Here is a 13,878-nt window from a genome sequence, read left to right on the forward strand (position 1 = left end):
CTCTGTCGCCTGCCACTTCTTTTTTACATTACAGGTCTTTGAAAAGCCCTGTAAAATCAAAGGTTGCAAAATAGTCTTCCGGCGTCTCCGCCCTGCGGATCAATTCCGTGGAGCCGTCCTCCTTTAAAAGGAGCTCCGCGGAACGCAGCTTTCCATTATAATTGTAGCCCATGGAAAACCCGTGCGCGCCCGTATCGTGGATCACGATGAGGTCGCCCTTGTCAATCTTCGGCAGCATCCGATCGATCGCGAATTTATCGTTGTTCTCGCAGAGTCCGCCCGTGACGTCATACTTGTGGTCGCAAGGTTGGTCTTCCTTGCCGGCCACTGTGATATGATGGTAGGAACCATACATCGCGGGACGCATCAGGTTGGCCGCACAGGCATCCAGGCCGATATATTCCTTATAAATATGCTTCTCATGAATCGCCGTCGCCACCAAACAGCCATTCGGCGCCAGCATGTAGCGGCCCAGCTCTGTATAAATCGCTACATCGCCCATACCCGCCGGGACCAGGACTTCTTCAAACGCTTTACGCACGCCCTCGCCGACGGCAAAGATGTCCACCGGCTCCTCATCGGGCCGGTAGGGAATTCCCACGCCGCCGGACAGATTGATAAACGCAATGTGTACGCCGGTCTTTTCCTTCAGCTCCACCGCCGTTTCAAACAGGATACGGGCCAGCGTCGGATAATATTCGTTCGTGGTTGTGTTGCTCGCCAGAAACGCATGGATGCCAAAGTGCTTTGCGCCCAGCTCCCTGAGCTTTTGAAAACCTTCGATCATCTGTTGCTTGGTCAAACCGTATTTCGCCTCTCCGGGGTTGTCCATGATGGTATTGCTGATCGCAAATTCGCCGCCCGGATTATACCGGCAGCTGATCGTCTCCGGAATGCCCACCAGGTTATTGAGAAAATCAATGTGGGTAAAATCGTCCAGATTGATAATTGCACGCAACTCTGAAGCGTATTGAAAATCCTCCGCGGGCGTGACGTTTGACGAAAACATGATGTCGTCCCCGGCAAATCCACAGGCCTTTGCCATCATCAGCTCTGTCAGGGAGGAGCAGTCCACGCCGCAGCCTTCCTCTTTGAGGATATTTAAAATAAACGGATTGGGCGTCGCCTTCACCGCAAAATATTCCTTAAATCCCGGATTCCAGGAAAAAGCCTTTTGCAGGTTGCGCGCACACGACCGGATTCCCTTTTCATCATATAAATGGAACGGCGTCGGATACTGTTCCACAATCTGCTGCAGCTGCTCCTTTGTAACAAACGTTTTTTTCATATTCAGGCTCCTACTTTCCTTATTTCATTCATTGCCGCCGCAAGTTAGCAATAATCAACTTTCAAAAATACGGTATAAGTATAAGAAATTTTCCGAATTTTGTCAAGATAAGAACGCATAAAGATTCATTTCCAGCCGCCTTCCTTGCCGGGTGTGCGGCGATATGCTATAATCGAGAGCGTTTGGTCGAATTTGGGCGGCAGTCATCCCCAATTTGCAGGCGGTAAACCGCCGTCCATCCAGAACGAGCAAAATAAAAAATAGTTTTTATCCCATTGTGATGGAGGTATTCTATGCATAAAAACGAATCCTGGTGGCAGAGCTTCCTCTCTGCCCTGCGGCAATCCGCCGCCGAACAAAAGCGCTTGCAATCTTTGGTCATGACCGCACTTTTGATCGCCATGAACATCGCTCTGTCTTCTTTTCGTCTGCAGCTGACGCCGCAGACCCGGATCAGTTTTGGATTTCTAATCAGCGCATTGACAGGCATGCTGTTTGGACCGGTGGTTGCCTTCAACGCGGGCGCTATCGGCGATATTTTAACATTCTTTATCGCGCCCGGCGGCCCCTACTTTCCCGGGTTTACATTGACTGCTGCTCTTGAAGGTTTCCTGTACGGTACCTTTTTATACCGCCGTCCTGTTTCTCTTGGCCGCATTGCCGCGGCGAGAATCTCCGTTTCCCTGCTGCTCAACGTCCTGTTAAATACTTTCTGGCTTGTGATGCTGTACGGTAAATCGTACGAGCTTCTACTTCCGGCCCGGCTGATGAAAAGCCTGCTGCTCCTGCCGCTTGAAATTCTGCTGCTTGTGGCCGTAGGACGGGCAGCTCAAAAGATCGTGCGGCACACCGCCGTAACATAATGGTAAAGAATCGATCGACCGGTCTTTCCATCCAGCCGGATTTACCGTATAATGGAGAACAATCAACCATGTAAACCCGCATATATTTAAGGAGGAAATTTAATGAAGGAATATTTGATCTTTCCCGACCGGGCCTCTTTCCACGCATGGCTGGAGCAAAACGGTACAAGCAGCGATGGTGTATGGCTTTTGTTTGGCAAAAAAGGCGGACCGGTTACGCTCACCGCAAACGAAGCCTTGGAAGAAGCGTTGTGCTTTGGCTGGATCGACGGGCAAATGCAAAGCATCGACGACAAAACGTATCGAAAATACTTCTCCGTCCGGCGGGAAAACAGCAAATGGTCGGAGAAAAATAAGGCGCTGGCCGAGCGATTGATCCAGCAGGGCAGAATGACCGATTGGGGCAAAAACAAAATGGAAGAAGCCAAGAAAAACGGCCAGTGGGATGCGCCGAAGCCTCCGGCTATTACAGAGGAACAAATCGCGTGCCTGTCCGCCCTGTTGCAGGGCCATGAACCCGCCTGTACAAATTTTACGGCTATGCCGCCCTCCGTCAAAAAGACGTACACCCGCGCTTATTTTGACGCAAAAACAGACGCTGGCCGGGAAAAGCGCTTTGCATGGATGCTCGAACGGCTGGATAAAAATCTGAAGCCCATGTAGGAATTACATTTCGACTGTATACGAATCAGGAAACACGATACCGAATGCTCCGCAATGTCCGGTAACCCCATATTTAGAAAAATGTATCCCCTTATCGCAAAGGCGGCGCTGGAAATTCCAGCGCTGCCTTTTGATTTATAACGCGTCCAGAACAAAACAGCGCAACGTACTTTTGTACATTGCGCTGTCTTCTATCATTATTGGGATAAAGGTCTCCGTGTTTCTTCCGCCGATTTTTCCTGCTTGCGGTTACATCATGCTCTGCAAGGTCTCTTCTCCGTACACCGCTTTCCAGTCCGCGGCAAAATCCCTGACCGCCTTTTCCACCGACGCGCTTTTGAGCGTGTCGCAAAGCAGCGCAGGCTGTACGGTTACGGTCTGTGCGCCCGCCAGCAGTGCGTCGTTCACCTGTGCAATGTTCTTAAAGCTGGCAGCTAAAATTTTTGTACTCGCGCCGGTACGGCTGATCATTTCTGCAAATGCGGAAATTACTTCCCGCGCGTCAACATCCAGGTTTTCCATGCGGTTGAAATACGGCGCGATAAAATCCGCCCCAGCAGCAATTGCCAAAAAGCCCTGTATTTTGGAATAGATCGCGGTAGCTGTCACGCCAATGCCCTTCGCCTTCAGCGCCTTCATGGCCTTGAGGCCTTCTTCCGTCGTTGGCACTTTGATATAGACCCGTTCGTCCACCCGCTGCAAAATGGTTGCGGCCTCCGCCAGAATTCCCTCACAGTCTTCCGCCAGAACCTGAATGTGCAGCGTCCGTTCCGGTCCGATCAACGCGCAGATTTTACGGAAATGCGCAAAGAGATCCAGTTTTCCTTCCGCCTTCAAAATGCTGGGGTTGCTTGTAACGCCGGTGATCGAAAATGCGTCGCAGCAGCGGCGAATCCATTCCAGATTTGCGGTATCCAATAAAAATTCCATTACTCTTTACTCCTTTGCGGATGGCAGCTACCCGATTTTTACCGTTAAGCCGTCCGTATTCACATTTTGGAGGAGCCCTTCCAGCTCCTCCTTGCGCATGGACTCCCGCGCCGGGTAGGGATACGCTTTTCCCAACGCGGTATATTTGCCGATGCCAAACGCATGGTACGGCAGCAGGCGGATCGTCTGTACGCCCATTTCGCGCGCCGTATCCAAAATCTCCTGCAGCTGCAGGACCTGATCGTTAAAGCCCGGGATTACCGGCGTGCGAACCTCCAGCGGCACCCTTCCGCAGAGCTTTGCAAGCGTCTCCAAAGGCCGGCGGTTTGACGCGCCGATCACTCTTTGATGAATGGCATCGTCCGTGTGCTTTAAATCGATCATTACAAAATCCAGCAGCGGCAAAAGACCTTCATAAACATCCCACTCGTTGTTCCCGTTTGTCTCAATGGCTGTGTGGATTCCCTGCTCTTTGCAGAGGCGCAGCATCTCTTTTAAAAACTCCGCCTGCAGCGTCGGCTCCCCGCCGCTGAACGTCACGCCGCCGCCGGAGACCTCGTAATACGCCTGATCCTTCAGAATTGCTTCCATCACCTGTTCCGGCGTCCTGTTTTCCCCCATCATCCGGCAGCTGTCCGCCGTACAGACCGCGGCGCATTTGCCGCACCGTGTGCACAGCGCTCCGTCCGTCACATAGTTTCCGTCCACAAGGGAAACCGCCTGAACGGGGCATATCTTTGCACAATTCCCGCAATGGGTGCAGAGCGAATGCGCGTGAAAGATTTCCGGCCTTCCGCTTAGTGATTCCGGATTATGGCACCAGGGACAAACCTGGTTGCAACCCTTCAAAAACACCACCGTGCGGATACCCGGTCCATCGTCCAACGAAAAGCGCTGAATATCAAATACACAACCAGACAGATTTCTTTTTTCTTCCATATAAGCTCTCCGTTACGATGCGTATTCGGTCCGCGCGATGAGCTGATCCTGCCATTTCTTTTCCAGCTCCACATAAAAGGCGCTGAAACCGGCAACCTTGACCACCAAACTGCGGTACTGTTCCGGGTGGCGCTGCGCATCCTCCAGCACCTCCCGGCTGACCACATTGAACTGCACCTGGAAGCCGCCCTTCATGAAATACACACGGATTGCACTGGCAACCTTTGCCACCTTTTCCGCGTCATTCAAGGATGTAGGATGGAACTTCACGTTCAGAATTGAGCCGTTGTCCATCAGCGCATGGTCGATCTTTGCAACGGAGTTAAACACAGCCGTCAGGCCGTTGTGATCCGTACCGGGCGTAGGAGACAGGTTATCCGCAATCGCCTCTCCGCTGAGACGGCCGTCCGGCGTTGCGCCGATCACCTCGCCGTCGATTACATTCATAACAACGGTCTGCGCCGTGCAGCCGAACTGTCCGCCGCGCAGGGGCTTATATTGCTTCATTTTCTCCGGCATGATGCGGAAAATGCGGTCGCACATGGCGTCGACCTCGTCTTCGTCGTTGCCCAGCTTGGGACAATCCAGAAGCGCCTTGCGGATCGCCTCGTTCTCCTCCCCCTCGAAATTTGCGTCCAGCGCTTCCATTACGCGCGCCATGGAATATTTCTTTTGCTGGAACACCACGCGGTTTAGAGCGGTCAGCGCATTTGCCACATTGGGGAAGCCATGCGCATGTACGATGGTATCATTGTAATTCGGCCCGCGTCCCCAGGAAATGTCCTTTGCCATATCGATGCGGTAATTCATTACGGCAGACAGGAACGGCGTTGGAGTCAGGGTAAAGTAACTCTCCGCAATGGCGCTCTCGATCTTCGGGATAAACGGCAGGTAGTAGTCGAGCTGCTCCTCAAACAGAGCAATTACCTCGTCGATGGATGTGCAGTCCTTTAAAGACCTGGATGATGCGCACAGTACCTTTCCTGTCGCGGGGTTGCAGCCGCCGTGCAGTGCCAGCTCCAAAATCTTGAGCATGTTGACATACACCGGCGTGACGCCTGTACCGTGTTTGCCCGGCACACGAACCTCAGAGCAGCCCATGGAAGCCCAGTTGCGCGCGTCCCGCAGGCTGACGCCCGCGCGGGTCATCATGTCCACCGCAATGTCGTCGTTGAAGAAGGCCGGCATGCCGCCTTTGTGCGCGACCAACGCCTCCAGGCTTGCCTCGATAAAGGAAGTTGGCGTGGTTTTGCCAATGCTCACCACCACAGTGGGAATGTTCATGTTGGTGTTGCCCAGCGCCTTCAGGAAGATATACGAAAGCGGGTTGACTGCCGTCTCGCCGTCCTCCGTCTGTCCGCCCAGGGTAATGGACTGGAACAGCTGGTTGCCGCCGAGAATTTCCGTTGTGCCCCAATCGCGCAATTTGTTCGCCTCAAAGCATTTGAGCAGGAAGCATTCGTACAGCTGCTGCGCCTTTTCCGCATCCATGATTCCATCCTCGCAGTCGCGGCGGTAGAACGGATACAGGAAGGAGTCCATGCGGCCCATAGAGATGCTGTGCCCGTTGGACTCTATCTGAATGAGCAGATGCACCGTCAGCACAAGCTGCAGCGCTTCATAGAAGGTATCCGGTTTCTCTGTGGAAATCTTATGGCAAATGCGGGAAAGCTCTGTCAGCTCCGCTTTGCGTCCCACGTCAGACTCACTCTTTGCTATTTCAATCGCCAGATGTGCCAGCCGTTCCAGATACTCTTTTGTCCCCTCCATACAGAGAATAACGGACTCCAGGAACGCACGCTGGTCCAGGTATTCCGGGTCGTGCTCATCCAGCAGGGACAGACGCGTTTGCGCGTGCAGTGTCACCGCGCCCAGTCCGGTTTGCAGCAGACTGACATAGTCCGGGATGATATGCCCGTCGCCGTTCTGGTTGTGCTCGATGGACATGGTCTGGTTGATGCTCGGATGCTGGTGGCCTTTCCCGTCCGGGCCCGGCTCCATCAGATACTCTCCGATGGTATCTTTGAGCGTATAATCCACACGGTCAAAATGCGTGGCCCCGTCCCATGCATCGCACATCTTTTGGATTTCCGCCTTTTGCTCTTCCGATACGGGGAACTGCTGGCTGGGACGCGTTGCAAAGGTATCCAGTTCGTCGCGGATCCAGTTGACCGCATATTCCGGGAACAGAGCGGCCGCACGCGGCTTGCTCGCTGTGTTGCCCAGCAGCAGATCGTCCGGACCGATGTACAGCGTCATTTCCCGCAGATAGCGGCGGAATGCGCGTGCCCGGCGGATCACCACGGGCTGGGCCATATTTTTCAAGCATTCTTCCGTATAAATCCGGCCGCGTTCCAGACAGATTTCCGGCTTTGTCGAAAGGATATAATCTTTAATACGTTCGGTTCTGGTCATGGGGTACCTCCTTTTTCTGTACAGATCATATGTGGTTTCAAATAAACATGCTCCGACGGATGTTCACCGTTTTCAATATGATTGATTAATTCCTCTACCACGCGCTTTCCCATTTCATTTGGGTCCTGCTCCATAATCAGAAGATCACGGAAACAGCCGGCGACGTCTGCAAGCCCCGCCTGCGGATAACGCAGGGAAAACGAGTCAAACGCGGCAATGTCTACCGGGTCTCCCCCGCCGATGCCCTGCACCAGTTTGCCGAGGCGTTCAAAGTCCCAGGTGGTCGCCAGCATGATAGCGGTAAACTTCTGGGACTCTCCGTAGGCCCGGTAGATCGGCTGATAAGAAAGCTCCCGGTTGGAATAAATATATTCTTTGATGCTGTCCAGTCCATGCGCCGCCATCGCCTGCTGATAGCCGTCAAAACGGTCCATCTGCGCCGTGGTAAAAATCGACCGCCCATGGAACACGAACAAAATGTTTTTATGGCCGCGCTGAATCAACTCTTCCGTCAGCTCAAACGCCCCGGCACGGTTGTCGGTGGTCACATAACTGCAATCCAGGTCCGGCAGGAAGCGGTCCACAAACACCATCGGCAGGCCCCTGCGTTTCAGCGCGCGGCAGTAGTCCAAATTGGCCATATTGTCCGACGCGCTGACGATGACGCCGTCCACAATGCCGCTGCTGCAAATATCCAGACAGCGCCGTTCCGTCTCTGCGTCCTCATGGGAATTCAGGATCATCACCTGATAGCCCAGTTTCCTCGCGGTCAGGCTGATGGCGTTGGTCAGCTCCGTCAGGAACAAAAAATCCAGGCTGGGCTGAATCAGGCCAATCACATGTTTCCGCTTCACACGGGCCAACGGACCGTCCTCCCCGGCGCCGGCGCCGCGCGGCTGGTATCCGTACTTGCAGGCCAGCTTTAAAATGCGCGCCCGCTTATCTGCACAGACCCGCACCGGCTTGCCGTTGAGCACCTTGGACACCAGCGAACGGGAAACATGCGCCTTATCGGCAATGAACTGCAGCGTTACTTTCATCCGGTTTCTCCTTGTTTTTTGTGTTATTCGCCCATCACTTCAATGGTGATTTTCCGCATCTGCGGGCCGTCAAATTCCGCAAAGTAGATTTCCTGCGCCGCGCCCAGCAGCATCTCTCCATCCCGCACCGGGAACGCGCAGTGGTTGCCTGTCACCATGGCGCGCAGGTGTCCTGTTGCATTGGCGGAGGTGCGGCCATAAGTCGGCAGCCAGTGCGCGTGCACGTAAGGGGCGTCGTCCGGCACCAAATTGCACAGGACAGTTTCCATATCGCTTTCCAGGCATTCCAGCCCCTCATTCACCGTAATACCGGTGGTCGTATGGGCTGTAACCACAAACACCATGCCATTTCGGATCCCAGATTCCTGGACCGCTTTACGGACGGAATCTGTCAGCCGGACAAATTGGAAGTGCTTTTCGGTTAAAACCTCTGCGTCCTGAAAGTATACCATATTAATCCGCCTCCCCATAGATAAAACGTTCTGCGTTGCCGCCCAGTACCTTTTGCAGCGTCTCCGGACGGAGCTCCAGGTCCTCCACCGCTTCCTTCATCCGCAGCTGCTCAATGCGCGGATAACCGGAGCCGAACAGCACCTTGCTGTGCAGACTGCGATCCAGCCAGAACGTACCCAGCTGCTGCCCGAACACGTGGTGCATAAACTCCTTTGGAGAGTCAAAATACAGCATGGACGTATCCGCGTAGAAATTCGGATACTTAATCAACAGCGCCGCGACATCCTCCACCCACGGCCACGCGAAGTGCGATACGCAGACGCGCAGGTTCGGATGCGCCAGTAAAACATCTTCCACCAAAAGCGGCTTGCCGTATTTGGCGGGCGCATCCGGCTGCAGGCTGACGCCCATCTGGAAGATAACAGGTTTATGATATTGTTCACAGAGGCTATACAACGGCTCCAACGCCTCATCGCCCGGATAGAAGCGCTGCGTGGACGGGTTCAGCACCAATCCGCTCAGCTGTAAACGGGTAAAGGCGTCTTCCAAAACCGCCGGAGCATCCTCCCTGTGCGGGTCAACGCTTGCAAAGCCAATCATACGATCCGGAGCCAGATCCACTAACGTCCGGATTTCCTCATTTGTCACAATACACCCGCCGCAGCGCGTTGTCAAATCCTCGCCCAGCAAGACCGCCTTGTCGATTCCCGCCGCGTTTAATTGTGTGATGAACAGCTTCATCGGCCACACATGCTGTTTATATAGCCCAAAGGTTTTGCGCCGGAATGCGACGCGCTCCGGATCCTCGCTGATTTCCTGGATAAACCCGGGATATGTACAGAGATCAATGACCAAAGGAATCCCCTCCTTCTCCATTCCGCATCAAAGCCAGTACCGCTTCCCGGTCCGGCGCGCCCTCCATGGGGCCTTTCTTCGTTACAGACAGCGCGCCCGCCGCGTTGGCAAAACGTCCGCAGTCCTTCAGAGACATACCATCCAGCATTGCCACCAGAAACGCGCCGCAGAAGGTGTCGCCCGCACCGGTGGGGTCAATCTCCTCCACCTGATAACTCGGCACATCCACCACGGTATCGCCCTGATAGATCCGGCAGCCCAGCTCCCCGCGCTTGAGCACGACGGTCTTTCCCTGCCGGACCCACTCTGCGCAGCCCGCCTCATCGTCCGGCGCGCCGGTCAGCATTACCGCCTCGCTGACGCTCGGGAAAACGATGTCCGCACGCTCGATCGCCGGACGGCAGATTTCCCGGATTTCTTCCACGCTCAGTACCTCCGGGCGAATATTCGGGTCAAAGCTCAGCTTTGCGTCCTCCGGCAGGCATTCAATCAACTTATACACCGCGCGTGCGCTGCTCTCGCTGGAAGAAATCGTCACGCCGGTTACATGAACCCATTTGACGCCCTGCAGTTTTTCCGGCTGGATATCCTGTTCGTCCAGCATTCCGGCCGCTGCGTGCCGCCAATGATAGATAAAGGAACGCTTGCCGCCGGAATAGTATCCCACAAACGCGGTGCCGGTGGTCGCGCCGGGCTGCACACGGATCATCTCTGTGGAAACGCCGCTTTCCTGCAAACGGTCCAGAACACATTTTCCAAAATCGTCCGGACCAACCACGCCGATCATCGCGCAGTTTCCGCCAAGCTTCGCCGCCGCATTAATTACAATGGGGGTATCTCCGCTCGGATACGGCCCGATAAAATCCGCCGCCCGGTCAAACGGGCGATCTACCTCTTTACGCATAATTTCCACCAGCAGTCCGCCGATGGTCACAATATCATAAGCCATGGTTTTACTCCTTTCAGTGCTCCGCACAGCAGACAAACAACAATTTTAAGGGTTCCGTTCCCGGATTACTCACCACATGCGGCAAATCCCGGTCGTTGACGATCAACTCCCCCTGCTTCACCAAAACCTGTTTTCCTGTGGCCGGGTATTCCACACAGGCGGTCCCCTCCACCACATAGAAAAGCTCATCCGCGTTTTTGTGTCCCGCATCGTAGCCGGCGGTCTTTCCCGGCTCCAAACAGAGCAGGCCGCTTTCAAACTGGTCGGTTTTCAGCGCGCGGTAAATGAGCGAATCACCAAACGACTCCGACGCCTGCGCCATCGGCTGAATGCTTTCTCCGTACTGCACAATCGTCCCTTCCTTTCTGCAACGCATTCTGTTTACTGTGCTCATTATACGCTTGATACAATGTTTATCACAAATACTGAAATTACTTTATATTTTATGATATTTTGTTGATTCTTTTTGATTTTTTAATTTATCTATCTTTTTCATTTAATATCACAAATTATTATTAGTTATCTATATCATATATCTGATAAAGCAAGGACCTGCGGTTTGTTTTTCCAGTTTGCCGTTCCGATGCGATTTTTACATGAAGAGGCTGTCAATATCCATTGCCAGCCCAACAAATTGTTAAAATTTTTCTATTTCTATTGACGCGCTGTGATGAGATGTTACAATAAAGTATCAAATGTTGAAAATCGACATATTAGGAGGTTTTTCCCATGATTATTGGTATCCCAAAAGAAATAAAACCGCAGGAGTGCCGCGTTGCCATCACCCCTGCCGGTGTGGACGCGTTTATTCATGCGGGCCATCGGGTACTCATCGAAGAAAACGCAGGGTTGGAAAGCGGTTTCACCAACGAGGAATACAGCGCCGCGGGAGCGGAAATCTATACATCCGCCAAACAGGTTTTTGACGATGCGGAAATGATTATCAAGGTCAAGGAACCCCTGCCTCCGGAATACGATTGGCTGCACGAGGGACAGACGCTGTTTACCTATCTGCACCTTGCACCCGATCCGAAGCAAACGCAGGCCCTGCTGGATCGCAAAATCGTCGGTATCGCTTACGAGACCGTACAGCTTGCAAACGGCGCTCTTCCGCTCCTGGCTCCCATGAGCGAGGTCGCAGGGCGCATGTCCGTGCAGATCGGCGCAAATCTTCTGGAAAAAAGCAACGGCGGACGCGGCGTATTGCTGGGCGGCATTCCGGGCGTGGAACCGGCGCACATTGCCATTATTGGCGGCGGCACCGTCGGCACCAACGCGGTCAAGATGGCGGTCGGCCTCGGCGCACAGGTGACGGTTCTCGATGTCTCCGCGCAGCGGTTGAGCTATCTGGACGACCTTTTCCGCGGACGCGTCGTCACCCTGATGTCCAATCCGTACAACATTGCCAAGGCGGTTCAGCGCGCGGACCTTGTGGTTGGCGCGGTACTGATCCCGGGCGCCAGAACGCCCCGTCTGGTTACGGCGGATATGGTCCAGTCCATGAACCCGGGCTCCGTTATCGTTGACGTGGCTATCGACCAGGGCGGCTCCGTGGAAACCATCGACCGGATCACCACGTTGGAAAACCCGACTTTTGAGAAATTCGGTGTTGTGCACTATTCCGTTGCCAACATGCCGGGCGCCGTGCCGCGCACCTCCACCTTTGCGCTGACCAACGCGACGCTGCCTTATGCGCTGCGCATTGCGGAAAAAGGCGCCGTACAGGCGATGAAGGACGACCCCGCCCTGCTGAGAGGCCTGAACGTCTACAAGGGCAGCCTGACCTATCGCTCCGTGGCGGAGGCGCAGAACCGCGAGTACGCCCCCGTAGAAAGCCTGTTTTAAAAAACATCCGGATGCAGCAAAGGGAACCAGCCAAATTAAACGGCTGGTTCCCTTTTTTTCTTTCTAAAATATTGCAGGCTGTACAGCGCCGTCAGAAGCAGCGTAATTCCTTCCGCGCAGGGGATCGTCAGCCAGACGCCGGTCATGCCTAAGCTCCAGGCCAGCAGGAAAATGACAGGTACAATGGCCGCCCCTCCGCGTGAAATGGACAGCACAAACGACTGCACCGGACGCTCCAGCGCGGCAAAGACCGCCGCCGCTACGATATTAACCCCCATAATTAAAAACGCAAGAAAGTACAGGCGGACGCCCTCCTCCGCCATTCGTGCCAATTCCGCATCCTGTTCCCCATTGAAAACAGAAACAATCGGCGCGGTAAACAGAAGGCCTGCTACATAAAAGCATACGCCGAGGGCAAACGCCAATAACACCGCATAGAAAAAAGTCTTTTTTATATTGCGGTGTTCCCCCATACCGTAGTTTGTGCTGACAATTGGCTGGATGCCCTGCGCCACTCCGGTAAAAATTCCAACCGCCACCAGCGCCATATTGGCGATGATCCCGTACGCGGCCACACCGGTATTCCCTGCGAGACGCAGAATCACCATGTTGAAAATCAGAATCACGACGCCGGACGAAAACTCCGTGATGAAGGAGGGAAAACCGAACATCAGGATGCGGAGCAGCCGTCGCCCGCTCACACCGCACCGACTTAAATGAAACTGGTTCTTCCCCTTCCGTTTATGCGCCAGCAAAATCAACATGCTGACAAGCGGCGCAAGCCCTGTCGCAAAGGCCGCGCCGAACATTCCCAGCCGCAGAGGAAAGATCAGGATATAATCCAAAAGGATATTGAGCAGGCTGCCTGCCAGCATCGCGGTCATGGTAAGCTTTGGATTTTGATCATTGCGGACAAAGCAGACAAAAATGTTGTTGAGAATAAAGGGACAGGAAAACGACAATATCGTCTGCAAATAAACAGTTGCCAGCGTGTGGATATTTCCCTCCGCACCCAAAAGACGCGCCAGATATCCCGCATTTATAACCCCGAATACCGTGAATAAAACACCGGCAGCGGCTCCCAGCAGCAGCGCATGGGTAAACACCCGATTTGCCGAATCCGCATCCTTTTCGCCGCGCAGGATAGCGTACCAGGTTGCCGCTCCCATCCCCAGCATCAGCCCAATTCCGTTGATAAAACTGTACACGGGCAGCACCAGGTTCAGCGCGGTGATGCCGGCACTCCCCACGCCGTTCGCAATAAAATAGGTATCTGCCAGAATATAGCAGGACAGGCCGATCATGCTTAAAATATTGAGCGAAACATAGCGCGTAAAGGTCCGGAGCAGGGGTTCTGTTTTATGCATATAATTTCCTCCTCTCTTTTGGCCGGAAAAATAAAAAAGCGCCAGACGCTTCATGCCCGATGGCCTAACGGCATGAAGATCCAACGCTGAATACCCGGCGGTACTGCATATTCAAGTCTAACGCCGCCTATTATAGCTGACCTGCGCGCACTTGTCAAGCCAAAAAACGACAGCCGCCCCCGGTTCTCCCACCGGGGGCGGCCTATCTGATCGCCTATTCAATACATCCTCCTATCGAGGATTTCCTTATAAACCTGTTTTATTCAAGGCA

General features: G+C 53.9%; 13 protein-coding genes. 3 read left to right on the forward strand and 10 right to left on the reverse strand.

Annotated elements, in window-relative coordinates; translation table 11 throughout:
* Positions 1 to 28: 28 nt before the first annotated feature.
* Complete coding sequence (locus tag I4V53_RS00875) at positions 29 to 1,288, reverse strand: diaminopimelate decarboxylase (protein WP_195983531.1); 1,260 nt, start codon at positions 1,286 to 1,288, stop codon at positions 29 to 31.
* A gap of 293 nt (positions 1,289 to 1,581) precedes the next feature.
* On the opposite strand from I4V53_RS00875, the gene I4V53_RS00880 reads away from it, so the two are divergent.
* Together I4V53_RS00880 and I4V53_RS00885 are read left to right on the forward strand one after the other, a co-directional pair.
* Positions 1,582 to 2,151: a folate family ECF transporter S component gene (locus I4V53_RS00880; protein WP_195983532.1), complete on the forward strand. Its 570-nt coding sequence runs from the start codon at positions 1,582 to 1,584 to the stop codon at positions 2,149 to 2,151.
* Between the two features lie 102 nt (positions 2,152 to 2,253).
* On the forward strand, positions 2,254 to 2,814 hold the full coding sequence (locus tag I4V53_RS00885) for a YdeI/OmpD-associated family protein (RefSeq protein ID WP_195983533.1): 561 nt from the start codon (positions 2,254 to 2,256) through the stop codon (positions 2,812 to 2,814).
* Between the two features lie 249 nt (positions 2,815 to 3,063).
* Here the strand turns inward: I4V53_RS00885 and I4V53_RS00890 are convergent, their stop codons facing one another.
* Genes I4V53_RS00890 through I4V53_RS00925 form a run of 8 tightly spaced genes read right to left on the reverse strand, consistent with a single transcriptional unit; the run spans position 3,064 to position 10,744 of the window.
* Positions 3,064 to 3,744 (reverse strand): fructose-6-phosphate aldolase, encoded by a 681-nt coding sequence (locus I4V53_RS00890; RefSeq protein WP_195983534.1) that lies wholly within the window; start codon positions 3,742 to 3,744, stop codon positions 3,064 to 3,066.
* A gap of 27 nt (positions 3,745 to 3,771) precedes the next feature.
* The gene (locus tag I4V53_RS00895) at positions 3,772 to 4,683 is read right to left on the reverse strand and encodes a glycyl-radical enzyme activating protein (RefSeq protein ID WP_195983535.1); all 912 of its coding nucleotides are present in this window, start codon (positions 4,681 to 4,683) and stop codon (positions 3,772 to 3,774) included.
* A 12-nt stretch (positions 4,684 to 4,695) separates the two neighbouring features.
* Complete coding sequence (locus I4V53_RS00900; protein ID WP_195983536.1) at positions 4,696 to 7,098, reverse strand: glycyl radical protein; 2,403 nt, start codon at positions 7,096 to 7,098, stop codon at positions 4,696 to 4,698.
* Positions 7,095 to 8,138, reverse strand: coding sequence for a LacI family DNA-binding transcriptional regulator (locus tag I4V53_RS00905; protein ID WP_195983537.1), 1,044 nt, complete (start codon positions 8,136 to 8,138; stop codon positions 7,095 to 7,097). Before I4V53_RS00905 ends, I4V53_RS00900 begins: the two co-directional genes overlap by 4 nt.
* 23 nt (positions 8,139 to 8,161) lie before the next feature.
* Positions 8,162 to 8,590: a secondary thiamine-phosphate synthase enzyme YjbQ gene (locus tag I4V53_RS00910; protein ID WP_195983538.1), complete on the reverse strand. Its 429-nt coding sequence runs from the start codon at positions 8,588 to 8,590 to the stop codon at positions 8,162 to 8,164.
* A gap of 1 nt (position 8,591) precedes the next feature.
* Positions 8,592 to 9,446 carry an amidohydrolase family protein gene (locus tag I4V53_RS00915; RefSeq protein ID WP_195983539.1) on the reverse strand — a complete coding sequence of 285 codons (855 nt, stop codon included), beginning with the start codon at positions 9,444 to 9,446 and terminating at the stop codon, positions 8,592 to 8,594.
* The gene (locus I4V53_RS00920) at positions 9,436 to 10,395 is read right to left on the reverse strand and encodes a sugar kinase (RefSeq protein ID WP_195983540.1); all 960 of its coding nucleotides are present in this window, start codon (positions 10,393 to 10,395) and stop codon (positions 9,436 to 9,438) included. The genes I4V53_RS00915 and I4V53_RS00920 overlap by 11 nt, the downstream gene beginning before the upstream one ends.
* Positions 10,396 to 10,408: 13 nt before the next feature.
* Positions 10,409 to 10,744, reverse strand: coding sequence for a cupin domain-containing protein (locus tag I4V53_RS00925; RefSeq protein ID WP_195983541.1), 336 nt, complete (start codon positions 10,742 to 10,744; stop codon positions 10,409 to 10,411).
* Positions 10,745 to 11,124: 380 nt separating this feature from the next.
* On the opposite strand from I4V53_RS00925, the gene ald reads away from it, so the two are divergent.
* Positions 11,125 to 12,240: an alanine dehydrogenase gene (gene ald / locus I4V53_RS00930; protein ID WP_195983542.1), complete on the forward strand. Its 1,116-nt coding sequence runs from the start codon at positions 11,125 to 11,127 to the stop codon at positions 12,238 to 12,240.
* 35 nt (positions 12,241 to 12,275) lie between these two features.
* Here the strand turns inward: ald and I4V53_RS00935 are convergent, their stop codons facing one another.
* A complete protein-coding gene (locus I4V53_RS00935; protein ID WP_195983543.1) occupies positions 12,276 to 13,607 on the reverse strand; it encodes an MATE family efflux transporter in 1,332 nt (443 codons plus the stop codon).
* Positions 13,608 to 13,878: the final 271 nt, after the last annotated feature.

The organism is Clostridium sp. D33t1_170424_F3 (genome assembly GCF_015667585.1).
GTDB lineage: Bacteria > Bacillota > Clostridia > Oscillospirales > Acutalibacteraceae > Anaeromassilibacillus.

Coding starts and splice junctions, on each gene's coding strand:
- I4V53_RS00875 (WP_195983531.1), bottom strand. CDS start 1,288: ATGAAAAAAACGTTTGTTACAAAGGAGCAGCTGCAGCAGATTGTGGAA.
- I4V53_RS00880 (WP_195983532.1), top strand. CDS start 1,582: ATGCATAAAAACGAATCCTGGTGGCAGAGCTTCCTCTCTGCCCTGCGG.
- I4V53_RS00885 (WP_195983533.1), top strand. CDS start 2,254: ATGAAGGAATATTTGATCTTTCCCGACCGGGCCTCTTTCCACGCATGG.
- I4V53_RS00890 (WP_195983534.1), bottom strand. CDS start 3,744: ATGGAATTTTTATTGGATACCGCAAATCTGGAATGGATTCGCCGCTGC.
- I4V53_RS00895 (WP_195983535.1), bottom strand. CDS start 4,683: ATGGAAGAAAAAAGAAATCTGTCTGGTTGTGTATTTGATATTCAGCGC.
- I4V53_RS00900 (WP_195983536.1), bottom strand. CDS start 7,098: ATGACCAGAACCGAACGTATTAAAGATTATATCCTTTCGACAAAGCCG.
- I4V53_RS00905 (WP_195983537.1), bottom strand. CDS start 8,138: ATGAAAGTAACGCTGCAGTTCATTGCCGATAAGGCGCATGTTTCCCGT.
- I4V53_RS00910 (WP_195983538.1), bottom strand. CDS start 8,590: ATGGTATACTTTCAGGACGCAGAGGTTTTAACCGAAAAGCACTTCCAA.
- I4V53_RS00920 (WP_195983540.1), bottom strand. CDS start 10,395: ATGGCTTATGATATTGTGACCATCGGCGGACTGCTGGTGGAAATTATG.
- ald (WP_195983542.1), top strand. CDS start 11,125: ATGATTATTGGTATCCCAAAAGAAATAAAACCGCAGGAGTGCCGCGTT.
- I4V53_RS00935 (WP_195983543.1), bottom strand. CDS start 13,607: ATGCATAAAACAGAACCCCTGCTCCGGACCTTTACGCGCTATGTTTCG.